Here is a 24,352-nt window from a genome sequence, read left to right on the forward strand (position 1 = left end):
CCGCGTCCGCGTGAGCCGCGCCCCGACCGTTTCATCGCGAACGAAACGCTCGGGTTGAGGCGCGCACGCAAGCGTGCCCAGGCACCGGCCGAGCGGTGCCCGGGACGTGAACTCAGCGGATCCTGGGGATGGACGTGGTGTTGGCGCGGGGGTCGTCCGCGCGCAGCACGTCCGCGACCACGAGCGTGACATTGTCTCGGCCACCAGTGCGCAGCGCGGCCTGGACCAGGACGTCTGCGGCCTCCTTGGGGTGCGGGACCGAGTGCAGGACGCGGGCGATGTGCGCGGGCGAGAGTTCCCCCGTGAGACCGTCGGAGCACATGAGCAACCGCTGCCCCGGCACCGCGGGCACCACGATCACGTCCGGTTCCCAGATCTGGCCCGTGCCAAGGGCGCGCGTGATGACGTTGCGCCGCGGGTGCACGAGCGCCTGGGCCGGGGTGAGCTGGCCGATCGAGACGAGGTACTGCACCTCGGAGTGGTCCACGGTCAGCTGGGTCACTCCCACGGGTCCGGTCTCGGTCGTGGGCGGCTCCCCCACGGGCGGGCCCACGAGCTGGTAGGTGCGCGAATCCCCCACGTTGAAGACGAGCCACAGCCAGCTACCGGCGATCTCCACGAGCCACGCACCCGTGACCGTGGTCCCGGCGCGCGTGCCGCACTGGGCCTGGATGGCCTGGTCCGATTCCCACAGCACCGAGCGCACCCGGTGCACGGCCTCCAGCGCCTCGTTGGGCACGTCCGGGTCGAGCTTGAGCTGGCGGTCGATCGTCGCGCGGAACCGGGCGACGTCCGATCCGGGTGCCGGCTCCACGATCACGTAGTCGCGGAAGTCGTCGAGCGAGAACAGGTCCGAGCCACCCAGCGTGGACACGCACAGCGCGCTGGCCACCTCACCGGCCTCGTGACCGCCCATCCCGTCCGCGACGGCACACATGGTGTCCGTGACGATCAGTGCGTCCTCGTTCGTCTCACGACGCAGTCCCCGATCGGTGACACCGCCCGATCGGATGGTCAGGGGAACGGTCATTCGACCTCGTCTTCCAGAAAGGGCCCGTGGCCCTGGGTGATCGACACGGGGCGCACGTCCCCGAAGCCGCGCACGTTGCGGGTGGGTTGCGGGGTCAGCACGAACCGGTCGTCGCCGCCGAGCACACGGGCGGTGGAGGCGTCCACCATGACACCCCCGGGTTCCGTGAGGGCCACGAGCCGGGACGCGAGGTTCACGGTGGGCCCGTAGAGATCACCGAGTCGCGGTAGCACGCGCCCCCACACGAACGCGACGCGGGCCTGCGGCAACAGGGGGTCGTTCTTGATCACGCGGGCGAGGGCGAGCGAGATCTGCGCCCCGCCCTCGGGGGTCTCGGACAGGAACATCACTTCGTCGCCGATGGTCTTGATCACGCGGCCACCGCCGATCGAGATCACCTCCGCGCACCGCTTCTCGAAGCGCTGCACGAGGTTGGCCAGGGTGCGCTCGTTCATCTGCCGGGACAGGGACGTATAGGAGACGAGGTCCGCGAACCCCACGCCGCGCGCGAGCGGCAGGGACGAGGAGCCCACGTCCGGGTCCGCCATCCCGAGGCTCACCGTGGACCCGTCCGCGCGTTCACCGCGCATGGCCAGTCGTTGCACGGCTGCGGAGAGCTGACGGCGCCACGCGTAGTCGAGCAGATTCTCGAGCGGTTCGAGAACCTCCGGGAGCATGCGCAGCAGTTCGCGCCGTGCCTGGGCGTCCGTCATGTCCCGGTGGGCCACCATGTCCTCGACGAGCGCCTCGATCTGCCACACGACCATGCGGTCGGTCAGTTGCGCCACGGAGCGGGCCAGGGACAGCGCGGCCTCCTCGCTGAGCTTCTCCTCCTGCACGAGGTTGGAGACCACCCGCAGGGCCCGGACGTCCTCGCCCGTGAAGTAGACGTCGTCGTCGCTGAGGTTCGGGAAGCCCAGGGCACGCCAGATCTTCCGGGCGGACGCCGTGGACAGCCCCGCTTCGCGCGCGGCCTCCCGGCGCCGCAGGTGACGCTGCGAACCCAACAACAGGGAGTCGAGGTGGCGCGCCGCCGCCTTGGACTCCTCCGACCCGTACAGGTTGGACTGCACGGGATTGTGCACGTTCAGGTTGAGCTGTTCGGTCTGCGGCCCGGTGACGTATCCGTCCGTGTGCTCCGAGGGGTCGTCAGCCACGCGGTCCTCCTTGCTGGGCGATATGGGTTCCGGGATACCCCGGCCCGGCCGTGTTGCCTCCACCACTGTAGTTGCCCGCGTCCGCCGCGGACTCGCGGACCAACGCGGCGAAGCGGGCCGGTTGCGGGCAGCTGGCGAGTTTGAGCCCGCCCAGGCCCCCGAAATCCGCGAGCACGGTGCCGCGGTCCAGGCCCTCGCGGGCCTCGCCGGGCCGGGTGGCCCCGCGCGTGACGCGCACCGAGCGCAGTTCGTTCAGGGGCAGGAACACCGCGCCGTTCCGTGCCGGGGGCCCCACGAGGGCAAGCCGCGCGGTGGTCAGCACGAAGCGCGTGCGCAGCCAGCGCCACGCGGGCGAGAGCACGAACCGCCACGCGAGCAGCAATGCCGCGATGAGCAGCAGCCACCCCACGAACGCGTGCAGCGTGGTCCATGGGGTGGCTGTGGGCCGCCACGTGAGGTCCAGGACGCGGCGCAGGGCCGAATAACCGAACACGATCGCCCACGCGGCGAGCGCCGGGGCCACGAGTTTCAAGGGGTGGGCGCGGGTGGCCACGACCGTGTTCTCACCCGGTGCCAGGTCCAGGGCGCGGCGCGAGCGTGTCATCGGGGCCTCTCGTTCTCGTGTCCGGCGTCCTCCGGGGTGCGGGGGCCGGGTCGCACGTGGACGACGTCGCCCGCGCCGTACTCGTGCTCGCGGCCGTCGTCGTCGCGCACGCGCAGCTGACCGGACGCTCCTAGCCCCACGGCGGTGGCGGGCAATGGTGCGTTGCGCCCGGGCAGGTGCACGAGCACGCGGCGTCCCAGGGTGTCGAGAGCGGATTCAAGCTCCCGTCGCTGTTCCCCACCCGGCCCGAGTTGCGCGGCGGGGTCCACGCTCGCGCGGTCGAGGGCGCGGGAGAAGTGGGCGAGCACCCCGGTGAGCACCGCGCTGCGGGTGGGGACAGCGGCGTCGTTCCCGGTCTCGAGGCGCAGGGACGTGGCGTCGGGGACCGGGAGGTGGCCCTGCTGGACGTTGATGCCCGCGCCGAGCACCACAGTGGGTCCTTGGTGTGCGGCACCGGGGGGCGAGGGTACGAGGGACGCGAGGATGCCGCAGACCTTGCGTTCGCGGATCAGGACGTCGTTGGGCCACTTCACCGCCGCGGGGACGCCGGTCAGCTCGCGCACGGTGGCCGTGACACTGTGCGCGAGCATTAGCGTGAGCCACGGCAGGAGGTCCTGCGGCCACGCGCGGCCCGAGCGGTCCCGCGGCGTGAGGGCCACCGAGAACGTCACGGCGGTGCCCGCGGGGGTGAACCAGCTGCGGTCCAGGCGCCCCTTGCCGCGGCTCTGGAATCCCGCGACGACCGCTCGCAGCGGTGCCCCGGCGGCATCGTGCGCCGCGTCCCGCGAGAGCTGTTCGACGAGCCACTCGTTGGTGGACGGGACGCTGTCCAGGATCGTGAGGCGGCACCCGTGGCCGCGCAGCGCCCCGTCCAGCTCCGCGGCGCGGTAATCCGCGGCGGGCCGGTCCTCGGTGGCTTCCATGGGTACTCCTCACATGACTGTGCCGACGACGCATGTCGACGACGGGGCGGTACGGCAAGTTTATGTCTAGCGTCGTGAGCCGGGCATATGCTGGGACCAGCCAGCGCCACCACGAGAGGACCCGGTATGAGCGTCTACGCCTTGAACTACGTCTACGGCGGCCCGCAGGACATCCTGACCGAGCACCGCCCCGCCCACCGCGCGTTCCTGCGCGAACTGCACGAGCGCGGCGTCGTGATCGTCTCGGGGCCCTTGGAAGGTGACGCCGCATTGATCGTCCTGCGTGCGGACAGCGCCGAGGAGATCGAACGGATCATCGCCGAGGACCCCCTGGTGGTCCACGGTGTGGTCACGGAGCACACGATCCGGGAATGGACCGTGACGATCGGCTCGGTGGGGTCCGACACCTCCGCCTGAGGGACCCGGGACGCTCGCGCCCGTCGAAAGAGCACCGGCCTGCGTTGTGGGACTTCTACAAAGGCGCGTGTGGGCCCTGCAATTACACTGGGGGGCGTTCCCAGGGCTCGCGGTACGCCCAACCAGTACCGATCACGATGACGCGAGGTGTTATGAGCCACGACCTGTCCACCACAGCAGGCAAGATCGCCGACTTCCGGCAGCGCCGCGAGGAGGCCGCGGTACCGTCCGGACAGGCGGCCGTGGACAAGCAGCACGCGCGCGGGAAGAACACCGCCCGGGAACGCATTGAGATGTTGCTGGACCCCGACTCGTTCGTGGAGTTCGACGCCCTGGCCGTGCACCACAGCACCATGTTCGGCATGGAGAAGAAGAAGCCGCTGGGTGACGGCGTGGTGAGCGGTTTCGGCACCGTGGACGGGCGCCTCGTGGCCGTCTACTCCCAGGACTTCGGCGTGTTCGGGGGTTCCCTGTCCCAGGTCAACGGCGAGAAGATCGTCAAGGTCCAGAAGTTCGCGCTGCGCAACGGCTGCCCCGTGATCGGGATCAACGACGGCGGCGGCGCCCGCATCCAGGAGGGCGTGGCCTCCCTGGCGATGTTCGCGGACATCTTCCGCATGAACGTGCGCTCCTCCGGGGTGGTCCCGCAGATCTCGCTCATCATGGGCCCGTGCGCCGGTGGCGCCGCCTACTCCCCCGCACTGACCGACTTCGTGGTCATGGTGGACAAGACCTCCCACATGTTCATCACGGGCCCAGACGTCATCAAGACCGTCACGGGTGAGACCGTGGACATGGAGACCCTGGGCGGGGCCCGCTCCCACAACGAGCGCACGGGCACCGCCGCCTACCTGGCCTCGGACGAGCAGGACGCCTTCGACTTCGTCCACGAGCTGCTCGAGTACCTGCCCGGCAATAACCTGCAGGACAGCCCGGTGCTCGACCACGACCAGGTCGAAGAGGTCACGGACGAGGACCTCGCCCTGGACACCTTGATCCCGGACTCCGCGAACCAGCCGTACGACATGCGCACCGTGATCGAGACGGTCGTGGACGACGGGCACTTCATGCAGATCCAGGAACTCTACGCCCCCAACGTGATGGTGGGCTACGCCCGCGTTGAGGGTCACACCGTGGGGATCGTGGCAAACCAGCCCATGCAATTCGCCGGGACCCTGGACATCGCGGCCTCCGAGAAGGCCGCGCGGTTCGTGCGTCATTGCGACGCGTTTAACATCCCGATCCTCACGTTCGTGGACGTCCCCGGGTTCCTGCCCGGCACGGACCAGGAGTTCAACGGGATCATCCGCCGCGGGGCCAAGCTGCTCTACGCGTACGCGGAGGCCACGGTCCCCCTGGTCACGCTCATCACCCGCAAGGCCTACGGCGGCGCGTACATCGTGATGGGGTCCAAGAAGCTGGGCGCGGACATCAACCTCGCGTGGCCCACCGCCCAGATCGGTGTCATGGGCTCCCAGGGTGCGGTGGAGATCCTCTACCGCCGGGACCTCAAGGCCGCCCAGGAAACCGGTGAGGACCAGCAGCTGCGCGCCGAACTCGCTCAGAAGTTCGAGGAGGACCTGCTCAACCCCTACCAGGCCGCCGAACTTGGGTATGTGGACGCGGTGATCTGCCCGTCCGAGACCCGCGAGCAGATTATCCGGGCCCTGCGCGGGCTCGCGGACAAGCGCGCGTCCACCCCCGCCAAGAAGCATGGGAACATTCCGCTGTGAGCACGGCCGAGAACAACTCACCGGCCTCGCGGGCGGCCGGTGACGTGTCCCGTCCCGCCCATGATCCGGGGACCGCGGCGGTCGCTTCGCTGCCCGAGACCACGAGTCGCCAGGACCCCCTGTTCACGGTCACCCACGGCAACCCGACCCCGGAGGAGCTGGCCGCGCTCACCGTGGTGTTCTCCGCGCAGGCCGCGGCGCAGGACGCCCAGCCCTCCCGCGCACCCAAGCCTCCGCGGTCTCAGACCCGGCGACTGCGCCTGGGCCTGCGGTTGCGACCGGGGCGCGGTGCGTGGCGGCGCACCCTGCCCGATCGCTGAGCCCAGTCCGCCGCCCCCTTGTCGGCTTGTCAGCGCATATGAGGAGGATGCATCGAAATGGATAATGTTTCCGTGGCTGTCATCTCCTCGTCCTCCCTGGGTTCACTCGCCCTCGTGCTGCTGATCAGCGGGGTGGCCAAGCTCGTCTCCCCCTCCACCGGCCCGTCCCTGCTGACGTCCCTGCCCACGCCCCTCACGGCGCGTTGGCTACAGGGTGTCCTGCCGTGGCTCGAACTGGTCCTTGCAATCGCGCTCCTGCTGGCCTCCGGGGTGGTGCTGTGGGCCGCGGCCTCCGCCGCCACGGTGCTGTTTTCGGTGTTCACGGCCGCGGTGTTCCGCGGCACCCGGCAGTCGGATCCCGCCTCGTGCGGGTGCTTCGGCTCTCTGTTCCGTGCCCCGGTGTCCAGGCGGACCGTGGTGCGCAACCTCGCCTTCACGATCGTGGCCGTCCTGGCCCTGCTGCTCGTCACCGTGGGCGGTTACGACGGGCCGGTCCTGGACGTCCCGTGGTGGGTCGTCATGGCGGTCGCGATCCCCGTGGGACTCATGCTCGTGAGCCTGTGGAGCGAACGCCCGGGTCCGTCCCGCGCCGGTGACCCGCACGCGCTCGCCGGGATCCCGCCGCTGCCGGGTTCCTCGCACGACGACGCCGCTGTGCCCGCCTACGCGCTCACGGCGGGTACTCCGGTCCCCGCGCAGGCGGGCCCACCGGCGGGTGCGGTCCCCGGCGCCGTCGCGCCTCGACCCGCGGGAGACTCCGCAGCCCCTCGACCGGCCGGCATTTCCAAAGCCCCCGAAGAACACGACGTCTACTTGCGTTTGCCCATTCCCTACGCGGGGCTCACGGACGCCGCCGGTAACCCGGTGACCCTGCGTGGCCTGGCCGCCACCGCGGCGCGCGCCCTGGTCCACGTGAGTCCTTCGTGCGGGGCATGCACCCCCGCGATCGACCGTGCGGCGGGGATGCCCGACCACCTGGGGCCGGTCGCGGTGCACGCCGTGGTGGCCCGCGAGGAGGACCGGGATCTGCTCCCTCCGAGCCTGCGTGCAGCGTGTTTGGTGGACCGCGAGCACGAGGTGAGCGCCATGTTCGAGCATCCCGGTACCCCGTGGGTCGTGGTGCTCGGTGCCGATGGGCTGCTCGCCGGCGGCCCGGTCGCGGGTACGGACTCAGTGCTCGAGCTGCTCGCGGAACTCGAGGAACGATTCGCGGGCTGAACTCGCGGCCCCGGTGCTTCGCGGCGGCCACACCGGTGAGTACACCGGCGCGCTCCCCGGTGCCGAGGGAACCGCGCCGTCGCCGCGCCGAATTGCGGCAGCGCCGACGTGCGAGCGCGCACCGCCCGGGCGTGTCGGACTCGCCAGGGTCCTTGCCGCCGGCCGGAGCGTGACTAGGGTGACACTCTGTGACGCACATCAACTCCACCCCGCAGAGCCGCGAACCCCTGGCACCCCTGGGCACCACGCACCGCTCCGCGACCGCCGTGGACACCCTCGCAGAAACCTACTTCGACCATTGCATGGCCCTGGATCCCAGCGCCGCCACGTTCAATGGCATTCCCGGCCACGAGACCGACTACCCGGACTACGGGCCCGCGGGCCGCGCGGCCGCCGCGGAACTGGCCCGCACCACGCTCGCGCTCGTCGAGCGGGCGGAGCCCCAGGACGACGTGGACCGCGTGACGCTGCACGCGCTGCGCGACGAGCTGCGCCTGCAGCTGGACCGCCACGAGGCGAACCTGGACGTGTCCGTGGTCAGCAACATCGCGTCCCCGGTGCAGGAGATCCGGCAGATCCTGGACGCCATGCCGCGGGACACGGAGCAGGAGTGGAAGCACATCGCGGGCCGGATGGCCAACATCCCCGCGGCCCTGGAGCAGTACCTCGAGGGCCTGCGCGAGGCCGTGGAACTGGACCGCCCGCCGTCCGCCCCGCAGATCGTGGAGGCCTCCCAGCAGGCGGAGCAGTACGCGTCGGACGAGGGCTCCTTCGCGGTGCTCACGAACGACCCCGCCGCGCCGGAGGGCGTGCGCGAGGAGCTGCGCCGCGCCGCGGACGCTGCGCGCGAGGCGTACCGCGGCGTCGCCCGGGCACTGCGCGAGGAGTTCGCCCCCGGTGCGCGGGAATCGGACGCGTGCGGGATTGACGACTACCGGTTGCACCTCGCCTCGTTCCTGGGCGCCCGGCTGGACCCGCGCGAGGTCTACGACTGGGCGGTGCAGCAACTGCTCGAGCTGGATGCCGAACAGCGCCGGATCGCGGAGCAGATCCAGCCGGGAGCGAGCATCCCCGAGGCCATGGCCGCCCTCACCGCGGACCCCGCACGGCAACTGCACTCCCCCGAGGAGCTGCAGGCCTGGATGCAGCGGCTATCGGACGCCGCACTGGACACCCTCGCGGACACCCACTTCGAGATCACCGAGCCCATGCGCGAACTCGAGTGCCGGATCGCCCCCACGCACGACGGCGTCATCTACTACACGCCCCCGAGCGGTGATTTCACCCGGCCCGGGCGCATGTGGTGGTCCGTCCCCGAGAACGTCTCCCAGCACGCCACGTGGGAGGAGACCACCACGGTCTACCACGAGGGTGTCCCCGGTCATCACCTGCAGATCGCCACAGCCCTGGCGAACGCGGGTGAGCTCAACAGGTGGCGCCGGATGGGCATCTGGGTCTCCGGTCACGGCGAGGGCTGGGCGTTGTACGCCGAGCGACTCATGGCCGAGCTGGGCTTCTTGGACGACCCCGGGGATCGGATGGGCATGCTCGACTCGCAGCGCCTGCGGACGGTGCGCGTGATCTTCGACGTGGGATTCCACTGCGGCTTCGAGATCCCGGAGGTGCTCGGGGACCTGCTGGGCGGCGCGCGCGCGGGTGAGACCTGGACCTCCGACGACGGTTGGGCGTTCCTGCGCCACAACGTAGCGATGGCCGATTCCGTGCTGCGCTTCGAATGGTTGCGCTACATGGGATGGCCGGGTCAGGCGCCGTCCTACCGAATCGGCCAGCAGATGTGGCTCGACGCCCGGCAGCAGGCCATGGCGCGCGAGGGAGCGGACTTCGACCTCAGGCAGTTTCATGCCCGCGCACTGCGCCTGGGCTCCGTGGGATTGGACACACTCTCGTACGCCTTGGCCCTCTAGGCGGCGGATTCTCAGGGATTCTTCAGGCTGCGGGATTTTATTCCCGTGTCGCGCTGTCATATTTCGTCATGTGACCCGTGCCGTTTAAGATACCCGGGCCTATCCTGGGCGCATGAATTCCGCAGAAAGTACTCGCCGTCTCCCGCGGTGGATGACGTCGTTCGGGTGGCAGATCCTGATCGCTCTGATTTTGGGTCTTCTCCTCGGATCGCTGGCCGCTGCCATGGGTGGCGACCCCGAGGAGAACCCCAACTGGCTCATGACCACGTTGGACACGATCGGCACGAGCTACGTCACCATCCTCAAGGCCGCCGTGGTCCCGCTCGTGGTCACGGCCGTGATCTCCTCCATCGCCAACCTGCGTGACGTCTCCAACGCCGCGCGCCTCGCATGGAAGACCCTGTTGTGGTTCGCCATCACCGCGTTGATCGCGGTGGTGATCGGCATGCTGCTCGGTGTCATCGCGCAGCCCGGTGTGGGTACCGGCCAGGAACAGCCCGGCACGTATTCCGGCAGCGAGGGCTCGTGGCTCGGGTTCCTCAAGGGCCTGATCCCCGTGAACTTCCTGGGTCTGGAGACCAGCTCCAAGGTCGTGGATCCGGAGACCGTGACCACCGCCGTGAACTTCAACATCCTGCAGATCCTGGTGGTCTCGCTCGTGATCGGCATCGCGGCGCTGAAGGTCGGCAAGGCCGCCGAGCCGTTCCTGACCTTCATGCAGTCCGCGCTGGCCATCATGCAGAAGGTCGTGTGGTGGATCATTCGCCTGGCTCCCCTGGGCACCCTGGGGCTCATCGGCCGCGCCGTGTTCGAGTACGGCTGGACCTCCATGGGTTCGCTCGTGAAGTTCGTGATCACGGTTTACGTGGGCCTGCTGCTCGTGGCCTTCGTGGTCTACCCCCTGTTGATCAAGCTCAACGGGCTGTCCGTCAAGCAGTTCTTCTCGGGCGTGTGGCCCGCCATGCAGCTGGGCTTCGTCTCCCGTTCGTCCCTGGGCACCATGCCCATGACGCAGCGCGTGAGCGAGCGCAACCTGGGTGTCCCAGGGCACTACGCGTCCTTCGCGATCCCGCTGGGTGCGACCACCAAGATGGACGGTTGCGCCGCGGTCTACCCGGCGATCGCCGCGATCTTCGTCGCGCAGTTCTACGGCGTGCCCCTGACCCCCATGCACTTCGTGTTGATCGCGCTGGTCTCCGTCCTGGGTTCCGCCGCGACCGCCGGCACCACCGGTGCCACGGTCATGCTGACCCTGACGCTGTCCACGCTGGGCTTGCCGCTCGACGGCGTGGGCCTGCTGCTCGCCGTGGACCCGATCCTGGACATGGGCCGCACCGCCCTGAACGTCACCGGTCAGGCCCTCGTGGCCACGATCGTCTCCAAGCGCGAAGGCATCCTGGACACCCGGCTCTACGACGCCCCGCGTTCGGGTGAGCCGTTCAAGGACGACGCCGCCCTCATGGAGCAGCCCGCCCACTCCGGTGAGCAGGGTTCGCACGCGTACGCTCCCGCCGCGCCGTCGGACGGGCAACGCACCGAGTAGGCGCCACCGACCACCGGCACTTTCTGTGAACGGGGCAGTCCGGGTTCTCCCGGGCCGCCCCGTTGCGTGTGCACATTGTGTACGCATGGGGGGGCATGCGGGTGCCTGTCATGATGTCGGGGGCCTGGCTATAGTGTGGTGCACCTCACTTTCGGACAACAGGATGGTCGCCATGAGCGTGTACACCCAGCCCGGCACGGACGGATCCGTCGTCAGCTTCAAATCCCGTTACGAACACTTCATCGGCGGCGCGTGGGTGCCCCCGGTCAAGGGGCAGTACTTCGAGGACGTCACCCCCGTCACGGGCAAGGCGTTCACCGAGGTCGGCCGGGGAACGGCCGAAGACATCGAGGCCGCACTCGACGCCGCGTGGGCCGCAGCGCCGTCGTGGAACGCCTCTACGCCCGCGCAGCGAGCGCTCATGCTCAACGGGATCGCGGACCGCATGGAGGAGAACCTCGAGGTGATCGCGGTCGCAGAAACCTGGGACAACGGCAAGCCCGTGCGCGAGACGCTCAACGCGGACATCCCCCTGGCCATCGACCACTTCCGCTACTTCGCCGGTGCGATCCGCGCGCAGGAAGGGCGGCTGTCCCAGCTGGACGAGGACACCGTGGCGTACCACTTCCACGAGCCCCTCGGCGTCGTCGGCCAGATCATCCCCTGGAACTTCCCCATCCTCATGGCCGTGTGGAAGCTCGCCCCGGCGCTCGCCGCTGGCAACTGCGTGGTGCTCAAGCCCGCCGAGCAGACCCCGGCGTCCATCCTGGTGCTCATGGAGCTGATCCAAGACCTGATCCCGGACGGCGTGGTCAACATCGTCAACGGCTTCGGCGTGGAGTGCGGCAAGCCGCTCGCGTCCAACAAGCGCATTCGCAAGATCGCGTTCACCGGTGAGACCACCACGGGCCGACTCATCATGCAGTACGCGTCCGAGAACATCATCCCGGTGACCCTGGAACTCGGGGGCAAGTCGCCCAACATCTTCTTCGAGGACGTCGCCCAGCAGAAGGACGGCTTCTACGACAAGGCCCTGGAAGGCTTCGCGTTCTTCGCTCTGAACCAGGGTGAGATCTGCACGTGCCCGTCGCGCGCGCTGATCCAGGAATCGATGTACGACCAGTTCCTCGCGGACGGGGTCGAGCGCGTCTCTCGCATCACCGCCGGCAACCCGCTCGACACCGACACCATGATCGGCGCGCAGGCCTCCACGGACCAGCTCGAGAAGATCCTGTCCTACCTGGACATCGGCAAGAAGGAGGGAGCGAAGGTTCTCATCGGCGGCGAGCGTGCGGAGCTCGAGGGCGACCTCGCTGGCGGCTACTACGTGCAGCCCACCGTGTTCGAGGGCACCAACGACATGCGCATCTTCCAGGAGGAGATCTTCGGTCCGGTGCTCTCGGTGGCGAAGTTCGGCTCGTACGACGACGCTATCTCGATCGCCAACGACACCCTCTACGGTCTGGGCGCCGGTGTGTGGGCTCGTAGCGGTAACACCGCCTACCGCGCCGGCAGGGCCATCCAGTCCGGCCGCGTGTGGGTGAACCAGTACCACAGCTACCCCGCGCACTCCACGTTCGGCGGCTACAAGTCCTCGGGCATCGGCAGGGAGAACCACCTCATGATGCTCGACCACTACCAGCAGACCAAGAACATGCTCGTGAGCTACACCGAGAACGCGCAGGGCTTCTTCTAGACCCTGACCGGAAGGCGAGGAACCGTCATGAGCACCCCTTCATCACCGGCAGAACCGCCCCCGACGGGCACCGCGGATCCCGAACACCCCGTGGTGCTCGAGACCATCGCGGCGGTACCCGGTGAGACCACCTCACGGGTCGGTTTCACCGGGCCCGCGGTGGCCCTGTTGCAGGAACTGTGGGAGCAACATGGACCCCTCATGTTCCACCAGTCCGGGGGATGCTGTGACGGTTCCTCGCCCATGTGCTTCCCCGCCGGTGAGTTCCGCACGGGCGGGGCCGATGTCCTGCTGGGGACAGCCCGGTTGCCGTCCCCGACCGGCGAGGATCTCGGGGGCCTGGAGTTCTGGATCTCCGCCGAGCAGTTCGAGTACTGGCGGCACACGCGGTTAGTAATCGACGCCGTTCCCGGCCGCGGTGGGGGCTTCTCCCTCGAGGCCCCCACGGGCCGGCGCTTCCTCACTCGCAGCGAACTGTGTGGGATCGAGGTGTACTGATCGGAGACGTTGGTCAATCGTGAGAAGGGTGGCTGGTTCCCGCAGGCTGCGTGGGGGCGGTGGTGGTTGTCGTAGTGCAGCCAGCCCTCGAGTTTCCCGCGGCGCTCGGCCTCGCTCGTATAGCAGCGGGCGTAGCCCCAGCCGTCGGCCAGGGTGAGGTGGAACCGCTCGATCTTCCCGTTGGTCTGTGGCCGATACGGCCTCGTGCGCTTGTGCCGGATGCCGAGGCCGATGCAGGTGTGTCGCCACAAGTGTGAGCGGTAGGCGCCGCCGTTGTCGGACAGCACCTCTCGACGGTGACACCACGCTGGTTGAACCACTCGACGGCCCGGACGAGGACGGCAGTGGCGGTGAGGGCAATGTCGTCGTCGTGGATCTCGGCGGGGCATTCAATCGCTGGGTGACAGGCTCACCAAGTGGGAAGTTCGCCGTGACCTGGGGTGACGCGTCGCTCATCCTGACCGATGGGACGGTCGTTGATGCTGGCCTCGCGATGGGTCATGTAGCCCTGTGCGTCGAAACGCCACAGCTCATTGCCGTAGGAGCGCCACCACCGGCCGTCATGGTCGTGCCACTCGTACTGGAATCGCACGGCGATCTGATCGTCGGTGAACGCCCACAGGTTCTTGCGGAGTTGATAGTCGAGTTCCCGATCCCACTTGGCGGTGAGGAAGGCTATCACCTGGTCCCGGCCGGTGATCGTCTGGTCACGGTTTCGCCACACGGTATCGACGCTGTAGGCCTGGGCGACCGTCTCGGGGTCGCGGGTATTCCAGGCGTCTTCGGCGGCCTGTACCTTGCGGGCGGCGGTTTCGGCGGTGAACGGTGGGATGGGGTTGCGGGTTTGGGTCACGTGATGGCTCCTTGACCTGGGAGCGGATGTGTCAGTGGTTTGCGGGCGTTGGCCACGTGGGTGGCGCCGGGTGGTACTCGATGCCTTTCTTGTACCAGGTGTAAGAGAGCGTGTCGTTGGGAGTGGGGAACGAGCCGGTGACGGTTTCGGTTTAGGCCGCGAGTGTGAGCGGCTTGGTTAGTTTGGCTTCGAACTCGATGGGCGTCAACCCGCCGAGTCTGTCCTGGGCTCGTTGACGGTGATACTTCCGCTCGATCCAGACCACGATGGTCAGGCGCAGCTGCCGGGCCATCGCGCGACCACGGAACTGGCTCCCTGTGTCGGCGTGCAGGATGCACCCGGCGACGTCGCCTCGGCGGGCGAGTGCGTTGCGGATCGCGTCGACGGCGAGTTTCGCGGTCATCCGCTCCGAGATCGAGTATCCGACGACGCGGTTGGAGAACACGTCTTTGATCGCGCACCAGTAGAGCGTGCCTTCCTTCGTCCAATGCCCCGTGATATCCCTCAGCCAGAGCCGGTTCGGCTCGTCGGCGCGGAAGACCCGCTGGAGGTGGTCCTCGAACACCGAGGGGCCCGTTGTCTTCCCCTTCCCGCGCTGGCGAGCTCGGCAACGAGCGGGTATGTCAGTGTGGGCAGCCGCCGAGGCGCAGATTCGCTTGCGACAAATACGCCGCAGCCCTGCTGAGCACCTCGTTGTCCTGCCCCAGGAGGCGGATCCACTTCTTCAGCTCCCGAGCATCCGCCGCGTCCGACGCAGTCTGACCAGGCCGATTTCCTTCATCACAGTCGACCTGACGGAGCCAGTTCTGCAGGGTCGCTTCGCTGATACCGAAGTCGGTAGCAATCTATGTGATGGTGACTCCGCTCTGACGACGGCGAGCGACCGCGATAACGTCCTCCCGGAACTCTCTGGGATGAGGACCGGGCATGATGACATCCTCCCCGCCAGCGCCTCTCAACGCTAACGATCAGTCGTCACCTACTCGTTCCCCACGCCCGGTCTCGACCACCAAGGTGACCTACGACGCCCAGACGTGGCTATACGTCACCAACCGCCGAGCGGAAGGAAGGAACGATCGAGAGATCCGCCGCTGCATCAAGCACTACCTAGCCTGTCACGTCTATCGAACCCTCAACGCTACGACCCCGAGGGTGAATGGCTCTTGACCGACATAGAAGAATCTGGACACCCCTCGGCAGACGTCACCATCGGACGTCAGTGTGGGGTTTGCCGGCAGGGGCGGGGTCGGCGGGTAGTTCTGGTTGTCCGGTTGGAAGGGTGGACAAACAGAACTACCCACTCAGGCAGGTTCTACCGAGAGGTTAGATTGCGGCGACAGCCGAACGAACAGCCTCAGCCATGGACGTGGCCGGGCGTCCGATAAGCCTGCTCAGGTCTCCAGAGTTCACTAGGAGATCTCCGCGGGCTATTCCCAGATCAGAATCTGCGAGGATTTCCGCGCCCCCCTCGGGCACTCCGACCCTGACGAGCATTGCGGCGTATTCGCGCGGCGGCAGGTCCTGGTAGGAGATGTGCTGGCCGGCCGCGGCGCTGATCTCTGCCGCAAGCTCGGCCATGGTGAACGGCTTGTCACCGCCGAGCTCATAGATCCTGCCGGCCTGGTCGTCGGCCAGCAGCACCGCGGCGGCCGCCTGGGCATAGTCTGCGCGGGAGGCGGCGCTCACCCGACCATTGCCGGCACTGCCGACGAGGGCACCCTGAGCGAGCACGCCCGGCAATTGGTCGGTGTAGTTCTCCAGATACCAGCTGTTGCGCAACAGGACGAAAGGAACGCCGGACTGCTCCAGGAGGGTCTCGGTGGCTTGGTGCTCGACAGCCAGCTTCATCTCACTGCCGTCTGCGTTGGCGATGCTCGTGTAGGCGACCAGCTGGATACCCTCGCGCTGAGCGGCCTCGATCACGGTACGGTGCTGCTCCACCCGCTGGCCCACCTCGGAACCTGAGATCAGGAGGACTTTGCTGGCCCCCTTCAAGGCCTTTCCTACGGAGGCCGCGTCGGTGTAGTCCAGCTTCCTCACGTGGACACCGCGCTGTGCCAGATCCGCGATCTTGTCAACTGCACGCCCTGCGGCCACAATCTCCTGCGGCGGAACGTTGCGCTCCAGCAGTGTTTCCACGACCTGGCGGCCAAGCTGGCCGGTAGCTCCGGTGATAACGATGCTCATGGTGTCCTTCCATGGGGTCCTCGACGGAAGGTATAACCGCCCCACCTTTCGATTACTTCCGAAAAGCCGGGAGAAGAACCCGACTGTGGTGGCTGCTTTCTCATCCTCGAGGGCCTCGGTGTAGGCCGGCCGGGAAACCCGGAACTTTGCAGCCACGTGAGCCTGGGGCACACCATCGTAAAGATGACGGTGCACCATCCGCAGAAGGCCGGTCGGGGTCAGGGGTGCATGAGCGTAGGTCATGAACGGGCTCTCTCGTACGGGTGGGTGGTGTAGGAGCTTCCATCCCGCGACGAGCAGCCCGTTCCTCATCTCACCACCACACCCGTGCCAACAACCCCATCCACCACAACACCTAGGAAGCACCTTCATCGGGCCCGCGTCACTCGTGAACGGCGGCGCTCCGCGCCTCGGATCCCAGGTGCGGACCCTCCGTTCGCGCGCGGTCGTCCCGTCGGCGGAGGGCGGCGCGCCGGATGAGCCACCGGCTCACGAGCTGCAGGAGCAGCCCCGCGGCGAACGTCACGGCCATGAACGGGCGGTCGATGTCGAGCGGTAGGACCACGGCCGCCATGCACACCGCACCGAGCACGATGAACGCGGCACGAGCGATGCAGCGGCACTCGGTGCGCCAATAACCACGGGGCAGCCGCACGACCCGTCGGCATGTGGCGAGCACCGCGAGCCACCCCGTTCCCAGTGGAACGGACAGTTGCGGGTACGTGAGTCCGGCGTCGCCCGGCAGGGCGATCACCGCACCTCGAGCCACCACCTGGTTGGCAAGGATCAGGGCCAGGGTCACGGCCAGGGCGTCCAGCAGTATCGACGTCAGGGGGCGGGACAGCCATCGCGAAGGCCGCGCCGGTGGTGTCCCGGTGTCGTTCGTAAGGCCGATGCCGTCCGAGAGCCACGGCCCGTGCGGGAGCCCGGCTCCTATGGACGGCCCGTTCGCCAGCCCGGTCCCGAGGGACAGCGCGGGCCCGTTCGAGCCATGGGACGCTGTCGCTGGTCGGGACCCGGTGACGCCAGGGAGGTCCCGTGGGATGCGCGCACCACGACGCACGATCTCGACCATCCGGGCCACCTCCCTCTCCACGCGCGCGGCCGACGTCACAGGGTACATCCAGATGCTTGAGGTTGTCCCTATTTGTATGATCGCGGCCCTCCCGCGAGCACACCCCTCCTCACCGGACTGACGTCCCCTCACCCGATCCGCCGTAGAGTGAGGGGCGTGCACCCCGCTCTCGTCCTGGCCTCGCAATCACCGGCGCGCGCATCCCTGTTGGAGCGCGCGCACATCCCGTACCGCGCCGTCGTCTCCCACGTGGACGAGGACGCCCTCGTGGCCGCGGGAGCCCCCGAGACCCCCGCAGAGACCGCCTTGCTACTGGCCCGGGCCAAGGCGGAGGCCGTCGCAGCGCTTCCGGAAGCGGAGGGGCGGCTCGTGCTGGGTTGCGACTCCGTGTTCGAGCTCGACGGCGTCCCCTACGGCAAGCCGTACGAGCCGGACGTCGCGATCGAGCGCATCAGCGCCATGAGCGGGCGCACGGGCACGCTGCACACGGGCCACTGGCTCGTGGATGCGCGCACGGGCGAGGCTTCCGGCAACGGCCTGGTCTGTTCCGCGGACGTGCACTTCGCCACCATGACACGCGCGGAGATCGAGGACTATGTGGCCACGGGTGAGCCCCTCCAAGTCGCAGGCTCCTTCACCCTGGACGGGCGGGGATCCCAGTTCATCGAACGGGTGAACGGGGATCCGAACGCCGTGATCGGGCTGAGCCTGTCCACCCTGCGTACCCTGCTCGCCGGGGTAGGGATCCGGGCGTCCTCGTGGTGGGGTGCCGCAGCACAGGGCGGGGCGCAATGATTTGTAGATCTTCCACAGTTACCGCACCGCGGTGCCCCCGCGCTTAGGCGTTCCCCGGCACGGGGCACTAACCTTTCGGCAGAGAGTCGACAAGGAGCTATCACGTGACAACCACCTCGCGGCAGCAAGAGGCCGCCACCGCAACCCGCCCCGTCACCAAGGTCCTCGTGGCCAACCGAGGGGAGATCGCGGTGCGCGTGATCCGCGCCGCGCGCGACGAGGGCATCGCCTCCGTGGCCGTCTACGCGGACCCGGACCGGGATGCGCTGCACGTGCGCATGGCGGACGAGGCGTACTCACTGGGCGGGACGACCGCCGCGGACTCCTACCTGCGGATCGACAAGATCCTCGACGCCGCTCGACGCGCCGGTGCTGACTCCGTCCACCCCGGTTACGGGTTCCTGTCCGAGAACGCGGAATTCGCCTCCGCGGTGATCGCGGCGGGACTCACATGGATCGGCCCTCCCCCGGCGGCGATAGCCCAGCTCGGTGACAAGGTCGCGGCCCGCCACATCGCGGAGAAGGTCGAGGCGCCGCAGGTCCCCGGCACCGCCGACCCGGTGTCCTCGGCCCAGGAGGTCCTGGACTTCGCGGACGAACACGGCCTGCCGATCGCGATCAAGGCCGCCTTCGGTGGTGGCGGCCGCGGCATCAAGGTGGTGCGTGAGCGCGACGCGATCCCCGAGCTCTACGAATCGGCCGTGCGCGAGGCTACCGCCGCCTTCGGCCGCGGTGAGTGCTTCGTGGAACGGTTCCTGGACGCACCCCGCCACGTGGAGACCCAGTGCCTCGCGGACCAGTTCGGCAGCGTCGTCGTAGTGTCCACGCGCGACTGCTCGCTGCAGCGGCGCAATCAGAAGCTCGTGGAGGAGGCACCCGCGCCGTTCCTGTCGGACGAGCAGATCGAGCGGCTCTACGAGTCCTCCAAGGCCATCCTCAAGGAAGCCCAGTACCAGGGCGCGGGGACGTGCGAGTTCCTCGTGGGCCAGGACGGGACGATCTCCTTCCTGGAGGTCAATACGCGCCTACAAGTGGAGCACCCCGTGTCGGAGGAGGTCTCGGGACTGGACCTGGTGCGGGAGCAGTTCCGCATCGCCCGCGGTGAGGCCCTCGGCTACGACGACCCCGAGATCCGCGGACACAGCTTCGAGTTCCGGATCAACGGCGAGGACGCCGGCCGCAACTTCATGCCCTCCCCCGGCACGCTCACCACGTTCACCGTGCCCTCCGGGCCGGGCGTGCGCGTGGACTCCGGCGTGGAGGCCGGCGAGACCGTGGGCGGGAACTTCGACTCGATGCTCGCCAAGCTCGTGGTGACCGGTGCGACCCGCACGCAGGCCCTCGAACGGTCCCGCCGGGCCCTGCAGGAACTGACGATCGAGGGCATGCCCACTGTCGTCCCGTTTCACCGGGCCGTGGTGAGCGATCCCGCATTCGCAACCCCGGACGACACCCCCTTCACCGTGCACACCCGGTGGATCGAGACGGAGTTCGACAACCGGATCGAACCCTTCACCGTGGCACCCGAACCCTCGGCGGACGAACCCGAACGGCAGAGTGTCGTCGTGGAGGTGGGCGGTAAGCGCCTCGAGGTGACCATGCCGCTGCTGGGAGGTGCGGCCCGCCCGGCCGCAGCCCAGCCCAAGGCACGCAAGCAGCGCAGCGGACGCGGCACGGCGGCCCGCGGAGCCTCGGGGGATTCCCTCTCCTCACCCATGCAGGGCACGATCGTGAAGATCGCCGTGGCCAACGGGGACGAGGTCTCCGAGGGGGACCTGATCGTGGTGCTCGAAGCCATGAAGATGGAGCAGCCGCTCACCGCCCACAAGTCCGGTGTGATCAAGGACCTGGACGTGTCCGAGGGGGACACCGTCTCCGCCGGCACCGTGCTGGCCTCCATCACGGGCTGACGTCCCGGCGCATCGCCTTACGGGGCCGGGGCATCGCTCCGGAGCCCCCACCAATCCGTCGTAGCGGCCCCGGTTCGGAACAGGACCGGGGCCGCTACGCACCCGCTCGACGACGAGACCGGCCCAGCACACGAACTGAGCGACGTCGAGGTTCCATCTCGGAATGTGGACGCCAGAATTCACCATGCGGTATGGCCGGTCTTATCTTGAAGGCATTTCGCCCCTGAGTCCCTGTGAGGTTCTTCATGTCTTCCACCGTGTCCACCGTGGATCCGGGATCCCCCGCGGAGCAATCACGTGTGCCCCGCAGCCGCGTGATCCTGGCGTCCCTCGCGGGAACCACGATCGAGTTCTACGACTTTTACGTATACGCGACCGCTGCGGTGGCCGTGTTCCCCGCCCTGTTCTTCACGGGCGAGAACGACACCGCCAAGCTGCTGGCCTCCATGGCCACGTTCGCCGCCGCGTTCTTCGGCCGGCCCATCGGCTCCGTGATCTTCGGTCATTACGGGGACCGGATCGGGCGTAAGGCCACCCTGATCGGCGCTCTGCTGACCATGGGTATCGCCACGTTCCTGATCGGCCTGCTGCCCACGTTCTACCAGATCGGCATCTGGGCTCCCCTGATCCTCACGATCCTGCGCTTCTGTCAGGGCCTGGGACTGGGCGGCGAATGGTCCGGTGCCTCCCTGCTCGCGACCGAGTACGCGGAGGAGGGCAAACGGGCCCGCGCCGCGATGTGGCCGCAACTCGGCGCGCCGTTCGGGTTCATCCTGGCCAACGGCTTCTTCCTGCTGCTGACCGTGGTCATGCAGTTCGGCACCGCGGGTCACCACCTGGGCACGGGCCACCCGTTCCTGGTGTGGGGCTGGCGGATCCCGTTCCTCGCGTCCGTGGTCATGGTCCTGCTGGGCCTGTGGGTGCGGATCAAGCTCGAGGAGACCCCGGTGTTCCAGCGCGCGGAACAGCAGGGTGAGAAGGTCAAGGCCCCCGTGGCCGAGGTCTTCAAGACGTCGTGGGTGCAGATCATCCAGGGCACGTTCATCATGCTCGCCACGTACGTTCTGTTCTACCTGATGACCGCATGGGTGCTGTCCTACGGAATCGGCAAGCCGGAGACCGGTGGCCTGGGCATCGAGTACCGCACGTTCCTGATCCTGCAGTTGCTCGCCGTGCTGCTGTTCGCCGCCATGGTCCCCGTCTCGGGCTGGCTCGCGGACCGCTACGGCCGCCGCTCCTCGCAGCTCGTGATCACGAGCCTCATCCTGCTGTTCGGCCTGAGCTTCGCCCTGATCATGAACCCCGACCTCGTGGGCACGGGCGCGGATGCGTCCCTGCTGCGCGTGCTGGTCTTCCTCACGATCGGCATGACCCTCATGGGCCTGACGTTCGGTTCCATGTCCGCGATCCTGCCCGAACTGTTCCCCACGAACGTGCGCTACACCGGTTCGGGCATTGCGTACAACGTGGCGTCCATCCTGGGTGCGGCGATCACCCCCTACATCGCGGTGCTGCTCAACGCGCGCTTCGGCGTGGGCGCGGTGGGCCTGTACCTGTCCTTCGCCGCCGTCATCACGCTCATCGCGCTGTGGTTCTCCCCCGAGACCCGGCACGTGAACATGTACACCGTGGGCACCAAGGCCGCCAAGTAGGCCTTCCGCTTCCACGGACGACGGCGCCGCGGTGACCTTCCGTACGAAGGTCACCGCGGCGTCGTCGTACCCGGGGTGCGAACCGTGCCCGGCTGGAACGAGCGGTGCTCGCCCGAGCGGGGCAGTCAGCGGTGGACATGCAAGCGGCGCGCGGCCTCCGCGATCGTGCCGGACAGGGACGGGTAGACCGCGAACGTGTCGGAGAGGTCGTCCACGCCCAGGCGGTGGGTCACCGCGAGCGCGATCGGGAAGATCAGCTCGGAGGCGCGCGGTCCCACGACCACGCCGCCCATGACCGTCCCACTGCCGCGGCGGGCGAAGATCTTCACGAAACCGTCGTCCACGGCCATCATCTTGGCGCGCGGGTTGGTGGACAGCTTCATGGTCATGCCAGTGAACATCGCGGGATCCGCCTCGACGTCCGACTGGGAAATGCCCACGGAAGCGATCTCCGGGGACGTGAAGATGTTGGACGCGACCTCGTCCGTGTGCAGCGGGTGCACGGTGTCACCCAGGATGTGGGCCACGGCGATCCGGCCCTGCATCGCGGCCACGGAGGCCAGGGGCAGCACGCCCGTGCAGTCACCGGCGGCGTAGATCCCGCTGACCGACGTGCGGGAGACCGAGTCCACCTTGATGTGACCGCGTTCGTCCATGGCGACCCCGGCCTCCTCGAGACCCATGTCCGCGGTGTTCGGGATTGAGCCCACGGCCAGCAGGCAGTGCGAACCGCGCACCTTGCGCCCGTCAGAGAGCGTCACGCGCACGCCGTCCCCAGTGTTCTCCACGGAGTCGGCGCGGGAGCGGGACAGAACGCGCAGACCGCGGCGCTCGAAGACGTTCTCGAGCACCTGGGCGGCATCGGTGTCCGAACCGGGCAGCACCTGCTCGCGGGACGAGATCAGGGTGACCTCCGAGCCCAGGCCGTTGTACGCGGAGGCGAACTCGGCGCCGGTGACACCCGAACCCACCACGATCAGCTTCTCGGGGATCTCGGTGAGCTGGTAGATCTGCTTCCAGTTGAAGATCCGCTCGCCGTCCGGCTTGGCGGTGTCCATCTCCCGGGGGTGCGAGCCCACGGCGAGCAGGACGACGTTCGCGTGGAGTTCGTACTCGGCGTCGTCGTCGGAGGGGCTGACCACCACGGTGTGCTGATCGGCCAGGCGGCCGCGGCCCTGCACCACGCGCACGCCCACGCGCTCCAGGCCGCGCTTGATGTCACGGGACTGCGTGGCGGCGAGGCGCAGCAGGCGCACGTTGACGGTGTCCAGGTCCACGCGGAGGTTGTTCAACTCCTCGCTCGCGTCCTGACCGTCCCCCACGTGCACGCCCAGGTCCTTGGCGTCCGCGAACCGGTTCATGGTGTCCGCGGACGCGATCAGGGTCTTGGAGGGGACCACGTCCGTGAGCACGGCGGAACCGCCCATGCCCTGCTCCTCGATCACGGTGACCTCCGCACCGAGGGACGCGGCGACCAGTGCGGCCTCGTAACCACCGGGGCCGCCGCCGATGATCACGAGCTTCGGATTCGCAAATTCAGTCTGCACACTCACGGTCCCCATTGTTGCAGCATTTACCCCGGGTGCTACCGCCCATGATGGTGGTCCGGGTCTTCCGCGGGCCGGTTACGAATGGCCGAGTCAGCGAACACACGTCGTAGGAGGAGACATGTCCACCGTCGCTCTCGTTGTCGTTCTGGGCTTCGTCCTTTTCGTCGTCCTGGTCGTCGGGGTGGTTCTCACGGCCTCACTCCGCCGGCAGCGCCCGCCCGCGTCCGATCCGGCCCCTCCGCTCAAGGGCCACGTGGTGCGGGGTGCACCTCCCGCCGATCGTTGAGGACGACCCCTTGCCGGCAGGACCCTTGCCGGGCCTTTCACGTCCGAGCGGTGGATCGCGGCTTAGAGTGGTGACCGTGACTGAGAACGCAACGGCTTGCACGGATCCCTTCGACCTCGCCCGCCGCGCCGCGGACGTCCTGCGTGAGCGCACCGGCGTGCAGAGGCACCGGATCGCCCTGACCCTGGGCTCCGGGTGGGGCGGTGCCGCGGACCTCATCGGTGAGACCGAACACGAGATCCCCGCGACCGAGATCCCCGGCTTCTCCGCCCCCGCCCTGCAGGGCCACGGCGGCACCCTGCGTTCCATCCGGCTCACGAACGGGGATCACGCCCTGGTGATCGGGGCGCGCACCCACTTCTACGAGGGCAAGGGTGTGCGGGCCGTGGCCCACGGCGTGCGCACGGCCGCCGCGGCCGGAGCCGAGATCATGATCCTGACGAACGGATGCGGCGGACTGAACCCCGCATGGGCGCCCGGGACCCCCGTGTTGATCCGCGATCACATCAACCTCACCGCCCATTCCCCGCTCGAGGGCGCCACCTTCGTGGACCTCACCGACCTTTATTCTCGGCGGACGCGGGACATCGCCCACCAGGTGGAGCCCGGACTCGACGAGGGCGTTTACGCCCAGTTCACCGGACCGCACTACGAGACACCGGCGGAGGTTCGGATGGCCAAGGTGCTCGGAGCGGACCTCGTGGGCATGTCCACGGCGCTCGAGGCGATTGCCGCGCGCCACGCCGGCCTCGAGGTGCTGGGGATGTCTCTCGTGACCAATCTCGCGGCGGGGATCAGCGACGAGCCCCTGTCCCACGAGGAAGTGCTCGAGGCCGGCCAGGCCGCCGGTCCCCGGATCTCCCGGCTGCTCGCGGACGTCGTCGCGAAGTTGTGAGAACGCGCGCCGGTTCGGGTGCTCGATATCGACGGAATGTCGGCAAGTTCCGGTCCCAGGCACTAGACTGGGCGCAGGAACGTAA

20 protein-coding genes and 3 pseudogenes are annotated in these 24,352 nt (G+C 68.4%); 12 read left to right on the forward strand and 11 right to left on the reverse strand.

Going from position 1 to position 24,352, the window contains the following annotated elements; all coding sequences use genetic code 11:
* Window positions 1-112: 112 nt before the first annotated feature.
* From IE157_RS08480 to IE157_RS08495, 4 genes are read right to left on the reverse strand one after another with little or no spacing between them, the layout of a single operon-like run.
* Entirely contained in the window at window positions 113-1,030 is a 918-nt protein-coding gene (locus IE157_RS08480) for a PP2C family protein-serine/threonine phosphatase (protein ID WP_064846909.1), read from the reverse strand.
* Window positions 1,027-2,187: an adenylate/guanylate cyclase domain-containing protein gene (locus IE157_RS08485; protein ID WP_064846908.1), complete on the reverse strand. Its 1,161-nt coding sequence runs from the start codon at window positions 2,185-2,187 to the stop codon at window positions 1,027-1,029. The genes IE157_RS08480 and IE157_RS08485 overlap by 4 nt, the downstream gene beginning before the upstream one ends.
* Window positions 2,180-2,791: a hypothetical protein gene (locus tag IE157_RS08490; protein WP_193519720.1), complete on the reverse strand. Its 612-nt coding sequence runs from the start codon at window positions 2,789-2,791 to the stop codon at window positions 2,180-2,182. The genes IE157_RS08485 and IE157_RS08490 overlap by 8 nt, the downstream gene beginning before the upstream one ends.
* On the reverse strand, window positions 2,788-3,714 hold the full coding sequence (locus IE157_RS08495; RefSeq protein ID WP_193519721.1) for a biotin--[acetyl-CoA-carboxylase] ligase: 927 nt from the start codon (window positions 3,712-3,714) through the stop codon (window positions 2,788-2,790). Before IE157_RS08495 ends, IE157_RS08490 begins: the two co-directional genes overlap by 4 nt.
* A 126-nt stretch (window positions 3,715-3,840) precedes the next feature.
* On the opposite strand from IE157_RS08495, the gene IE157_RS08500 reads away from it, so the two are divergent.
* The 8 genes from IE157_RS08500 to IE157_RS08535 all read left to right on the forward strand — a co-directional run bounded on the left by IE157_RS08500 (window position 3,841) and on the right by IE157_RS08535 (window position 13,064).
* Window positions 3,841-4,131, forward strand: coding sequence for a YciI family protein (locus tag IE157_RS08500; protein WP_064846905.1), 291 nt, complete (start codon window positions 3,841-3,843; stop codon window positions 4,129-4,131).
* 152 nt (window positions 4,132-4,283) lie between these two features.
* Window positions 4,284-5,864 (forward strand): acyl-CoA carboxylase subunit beta, encoded by a 1,581-nt coding sequence (locus IE157_RS08505; RefSeq protein ID WP_064846904.1) that lies wholly within the window; start codon window positions 4,284-4,286, stop codon window positions 5,862-5,864.
* Window positions 5,861-6,184, forward strand: a complete 324-nt coding sequence (locus tag IE157_RS12900) for an acyl-CoA carboxylase subunit epsilon (RefSeq protein ID WP_222119012.1) — start codon at window positions 5,861-5,863, stop codon at window positions 6,182-6,184. Before IE157_RS08505 ends, IE157_RS12900 begins: the two co-directional genes overlap by 4 nt.
* A gap of 72 nt (window positions 6,185-6,256) precedes the next feature.
* A complete protein-coding gene (locus IE157_RS08515) occupies window positions 6,257-7,402 on the forward strand; it encodes a MauE/DoxX family redox-associated membrane protein (protein WP_193519722.1) in 1,146 nt (381 codons plus the stop codon).
* A 197-nt stretch (window positions 7,403-7,599) separates the two neighbouring features.
* Window positions 7,600-9,327, forward strand: coding sequence for a DUF885 domain-containing protein (locus tag IE157_RS08520; RefSeq protein ID WP_404820629.1), 1,728 nt, complete (start codon window positions 7,600-7,602; stop codon window positions 9,325-9,327).
* A 112-nt stretch (window positions 9,328-9,439) separates the two neighbouring features.
* The gene (locus tag IE157_RS08525) at window positions 9,440-10,870 is read left to right on the forward strand and encodes a dicarboxylate/amino acid:cation symporter (protein WP_064846903.1); all 1,431 of its coding nucleotides are present in this window, start codon (window positions 9,440-9,442) and stop codon (window positions 10,868-10,870) included.
* A gap of 172 nt (window positions 10,871-11,042) precedes the next feature.
* A complete protein-coding gene (gene exaC / locus IE157_RS08530) occupies window positions 11,043-12,566 on the forward strand; it encodes an acetaldehyde dehydrogenase ExaC (protein ID WP_193519724.1) in 1,524 nt (507 codons plus the stop codon).
* Between the two features lie 27 nt (window positions 12,567-12,593).
* Window positions 12,594-13,064: a DUF779 domain-containing protein gene (locus tag IE157_RS08535; protein ID WP_082943398.1), complete on the forward strand. Its 471-nt coding sequence runs from the start codon at window positions 12,594-12,596 to the stop codon at window positions 13,062-13,064.
* Here the strand turns inward: IE157_RS08535 and IE157_RS08540 are convergent.
* The 6 genes and pseudogenes from IE157_RS08540 to IE157_RS08565 all read right to left on the reverse strand — a co-directional run.
* A pseudogene (locus IE157_RS08540) lies at window positions 13,058-13,446 on the reverse strand (integrase core domain-containing protein); the annotation flags it as partial. The gene IE157_RS08535 and the pseudogene IE157_RS08540 sit on opposite strands and share 7 nt — an antisense overlap.
* A gap of 27 nt (window positions 13,447-13,473) precedes the next feature.
* On the reverse strand, window positions 13,474-13,917 hold the full coding sequence (locus tag IE157_RS08545; protein WP_064846901.1) for a nuclear transport factor 2 family protein: 444 nt from the start codon (window positions 13,915-13,917) through the stop codon (window positions 13,474-13,476).
* Window positions 13,918-14,068: 151 nt separating this feature from the next.
* Window positions 14,069-14,846 (reverse strand): annotated as a pseudogene (locus tag IE157_RS08550) (DDE-type integrase/transposase/recombinase).
* A 394-nt stretch (window positions 14,847-15,240) separates the two neighbouring features.
* Window positions 15,241-16,104 carry an SDR family oxidoreductase gene (locus tag IE157_RS08555; protein WP_098053334.1) on the reverse strand — a complete coding sequence of 288 codons (864 nt, stop codon included), beginning with the start codon at window positions 16,102-16,104 and terminating at the stop codon, window positions 15,241-15,243.
* A 126-nt stretch (window positions 16,105-16,230) separates the two neighbouring features.
* Window positions 16,231-16,347 (reverse strand): annotated as a pseudogene (locus IE157_RS13180) (IS481 family transposase); the annotation flags it as partial.
* Between the two features lie 139 nt (window positions 16,348-16,486).
* The gene (locus IE157_RS08565; RefSeq protein ID WP_193519725.1) at window positions 16,487-17,179 is read right to left on the reverse strand and encodes a hypothetical protein; all 693 of its coding nucleotides are present in this window, start codon (window positions 17,177-17,179) and stop codon (window positions 16,487-16,489) included.
* 156 nt (window positions 17,180-17,335) lie between these two features.
* On the opposite strand from IE157_RS08565, the gene IE157_RS08570 reads away from it, so the two are divergent.
* From IE157_RS08570 to IE157_RS08580, 3 genes are all read left to right on the forward strand, one after another.
* On the forward strand, window positions 17,336-17,974 hold the full coding sequence (locus IE157_RS08570; RefSeq protein WP_193519726.1) for a Maf family protein: 639 nt from the start codon (window positions 17,336-17,338) through the stop codon (window positions 17,972-17,974).
* Window positions 17,975-18,078: 104 nt separating this feature from the next.
* Window positions 18,079-19,884, forward strand: coding sequence for an acetyl/propionyl/methylcrotonyl-CoA carboxylase subunit alpha (locus IE157_RS08575; protein ID WP_193519727.1), 1,806 nt, complete (start codon window positions 18,079-18,081; stop codon window positions 19,882-19,884).
* Window positions 19,885-20,129: 245 nt separating this feature from the next.
* Window positions 20,130-21,536, forward strand: a complete 1,407-nt coding sequence (locus tag IE157_RS08580) for an MFS transporter (protein ID WP_064846928.1) — start codon at window positions 20,130-20,132, stop codon at window positions 21,534-21,536.
* Between the two features lie 125 nt (window positions 21,537-21,661).
* Here IE157_RS08580 and IE157_RS08585 read toward each other — a convergent pair whose 3' ends face one another.
* The gene (locus tag IE157_RS08585; protein ID WP_064846927.1) at window positions 21,662-23,089 is read right to left on the reverse strand and encodes an NAD(P)H-quinone dehydrogenase; all 1,428 of its coding nucleotides are present in this window, start codon (window positions 23,087-23,089) and stop codon (window positions 21,662-21,664) included.
* Window positions 23,090-23,448: 359 nt separating this feature from the next.
* On the opposite strand from IE157_RS08585, the gene IE157_RS08590 reads away from it, so the two are divergent.
* A complete protein-coding gene (locus tag IE157_RS08590) occupies window positions 23,449-24,267 on the forward strand; it encodes a purine-nucleoside phosphorylase (protein WP_098053374.1) in 819 nt (272 codons plus the stop codon).
* Window positions 24,268-24,352: the final 85 nt, after the last annotated feature.

This window comes from Kocuria marina, from assembly GCA_014652975.1.
In the GTDB taxonomy this organism is placed as follows: Bacteria; Actinomycetota; Actinomycetes; order Actinomycetales; family Micrococcaceae; genus Kocuria; species Kocuria marina.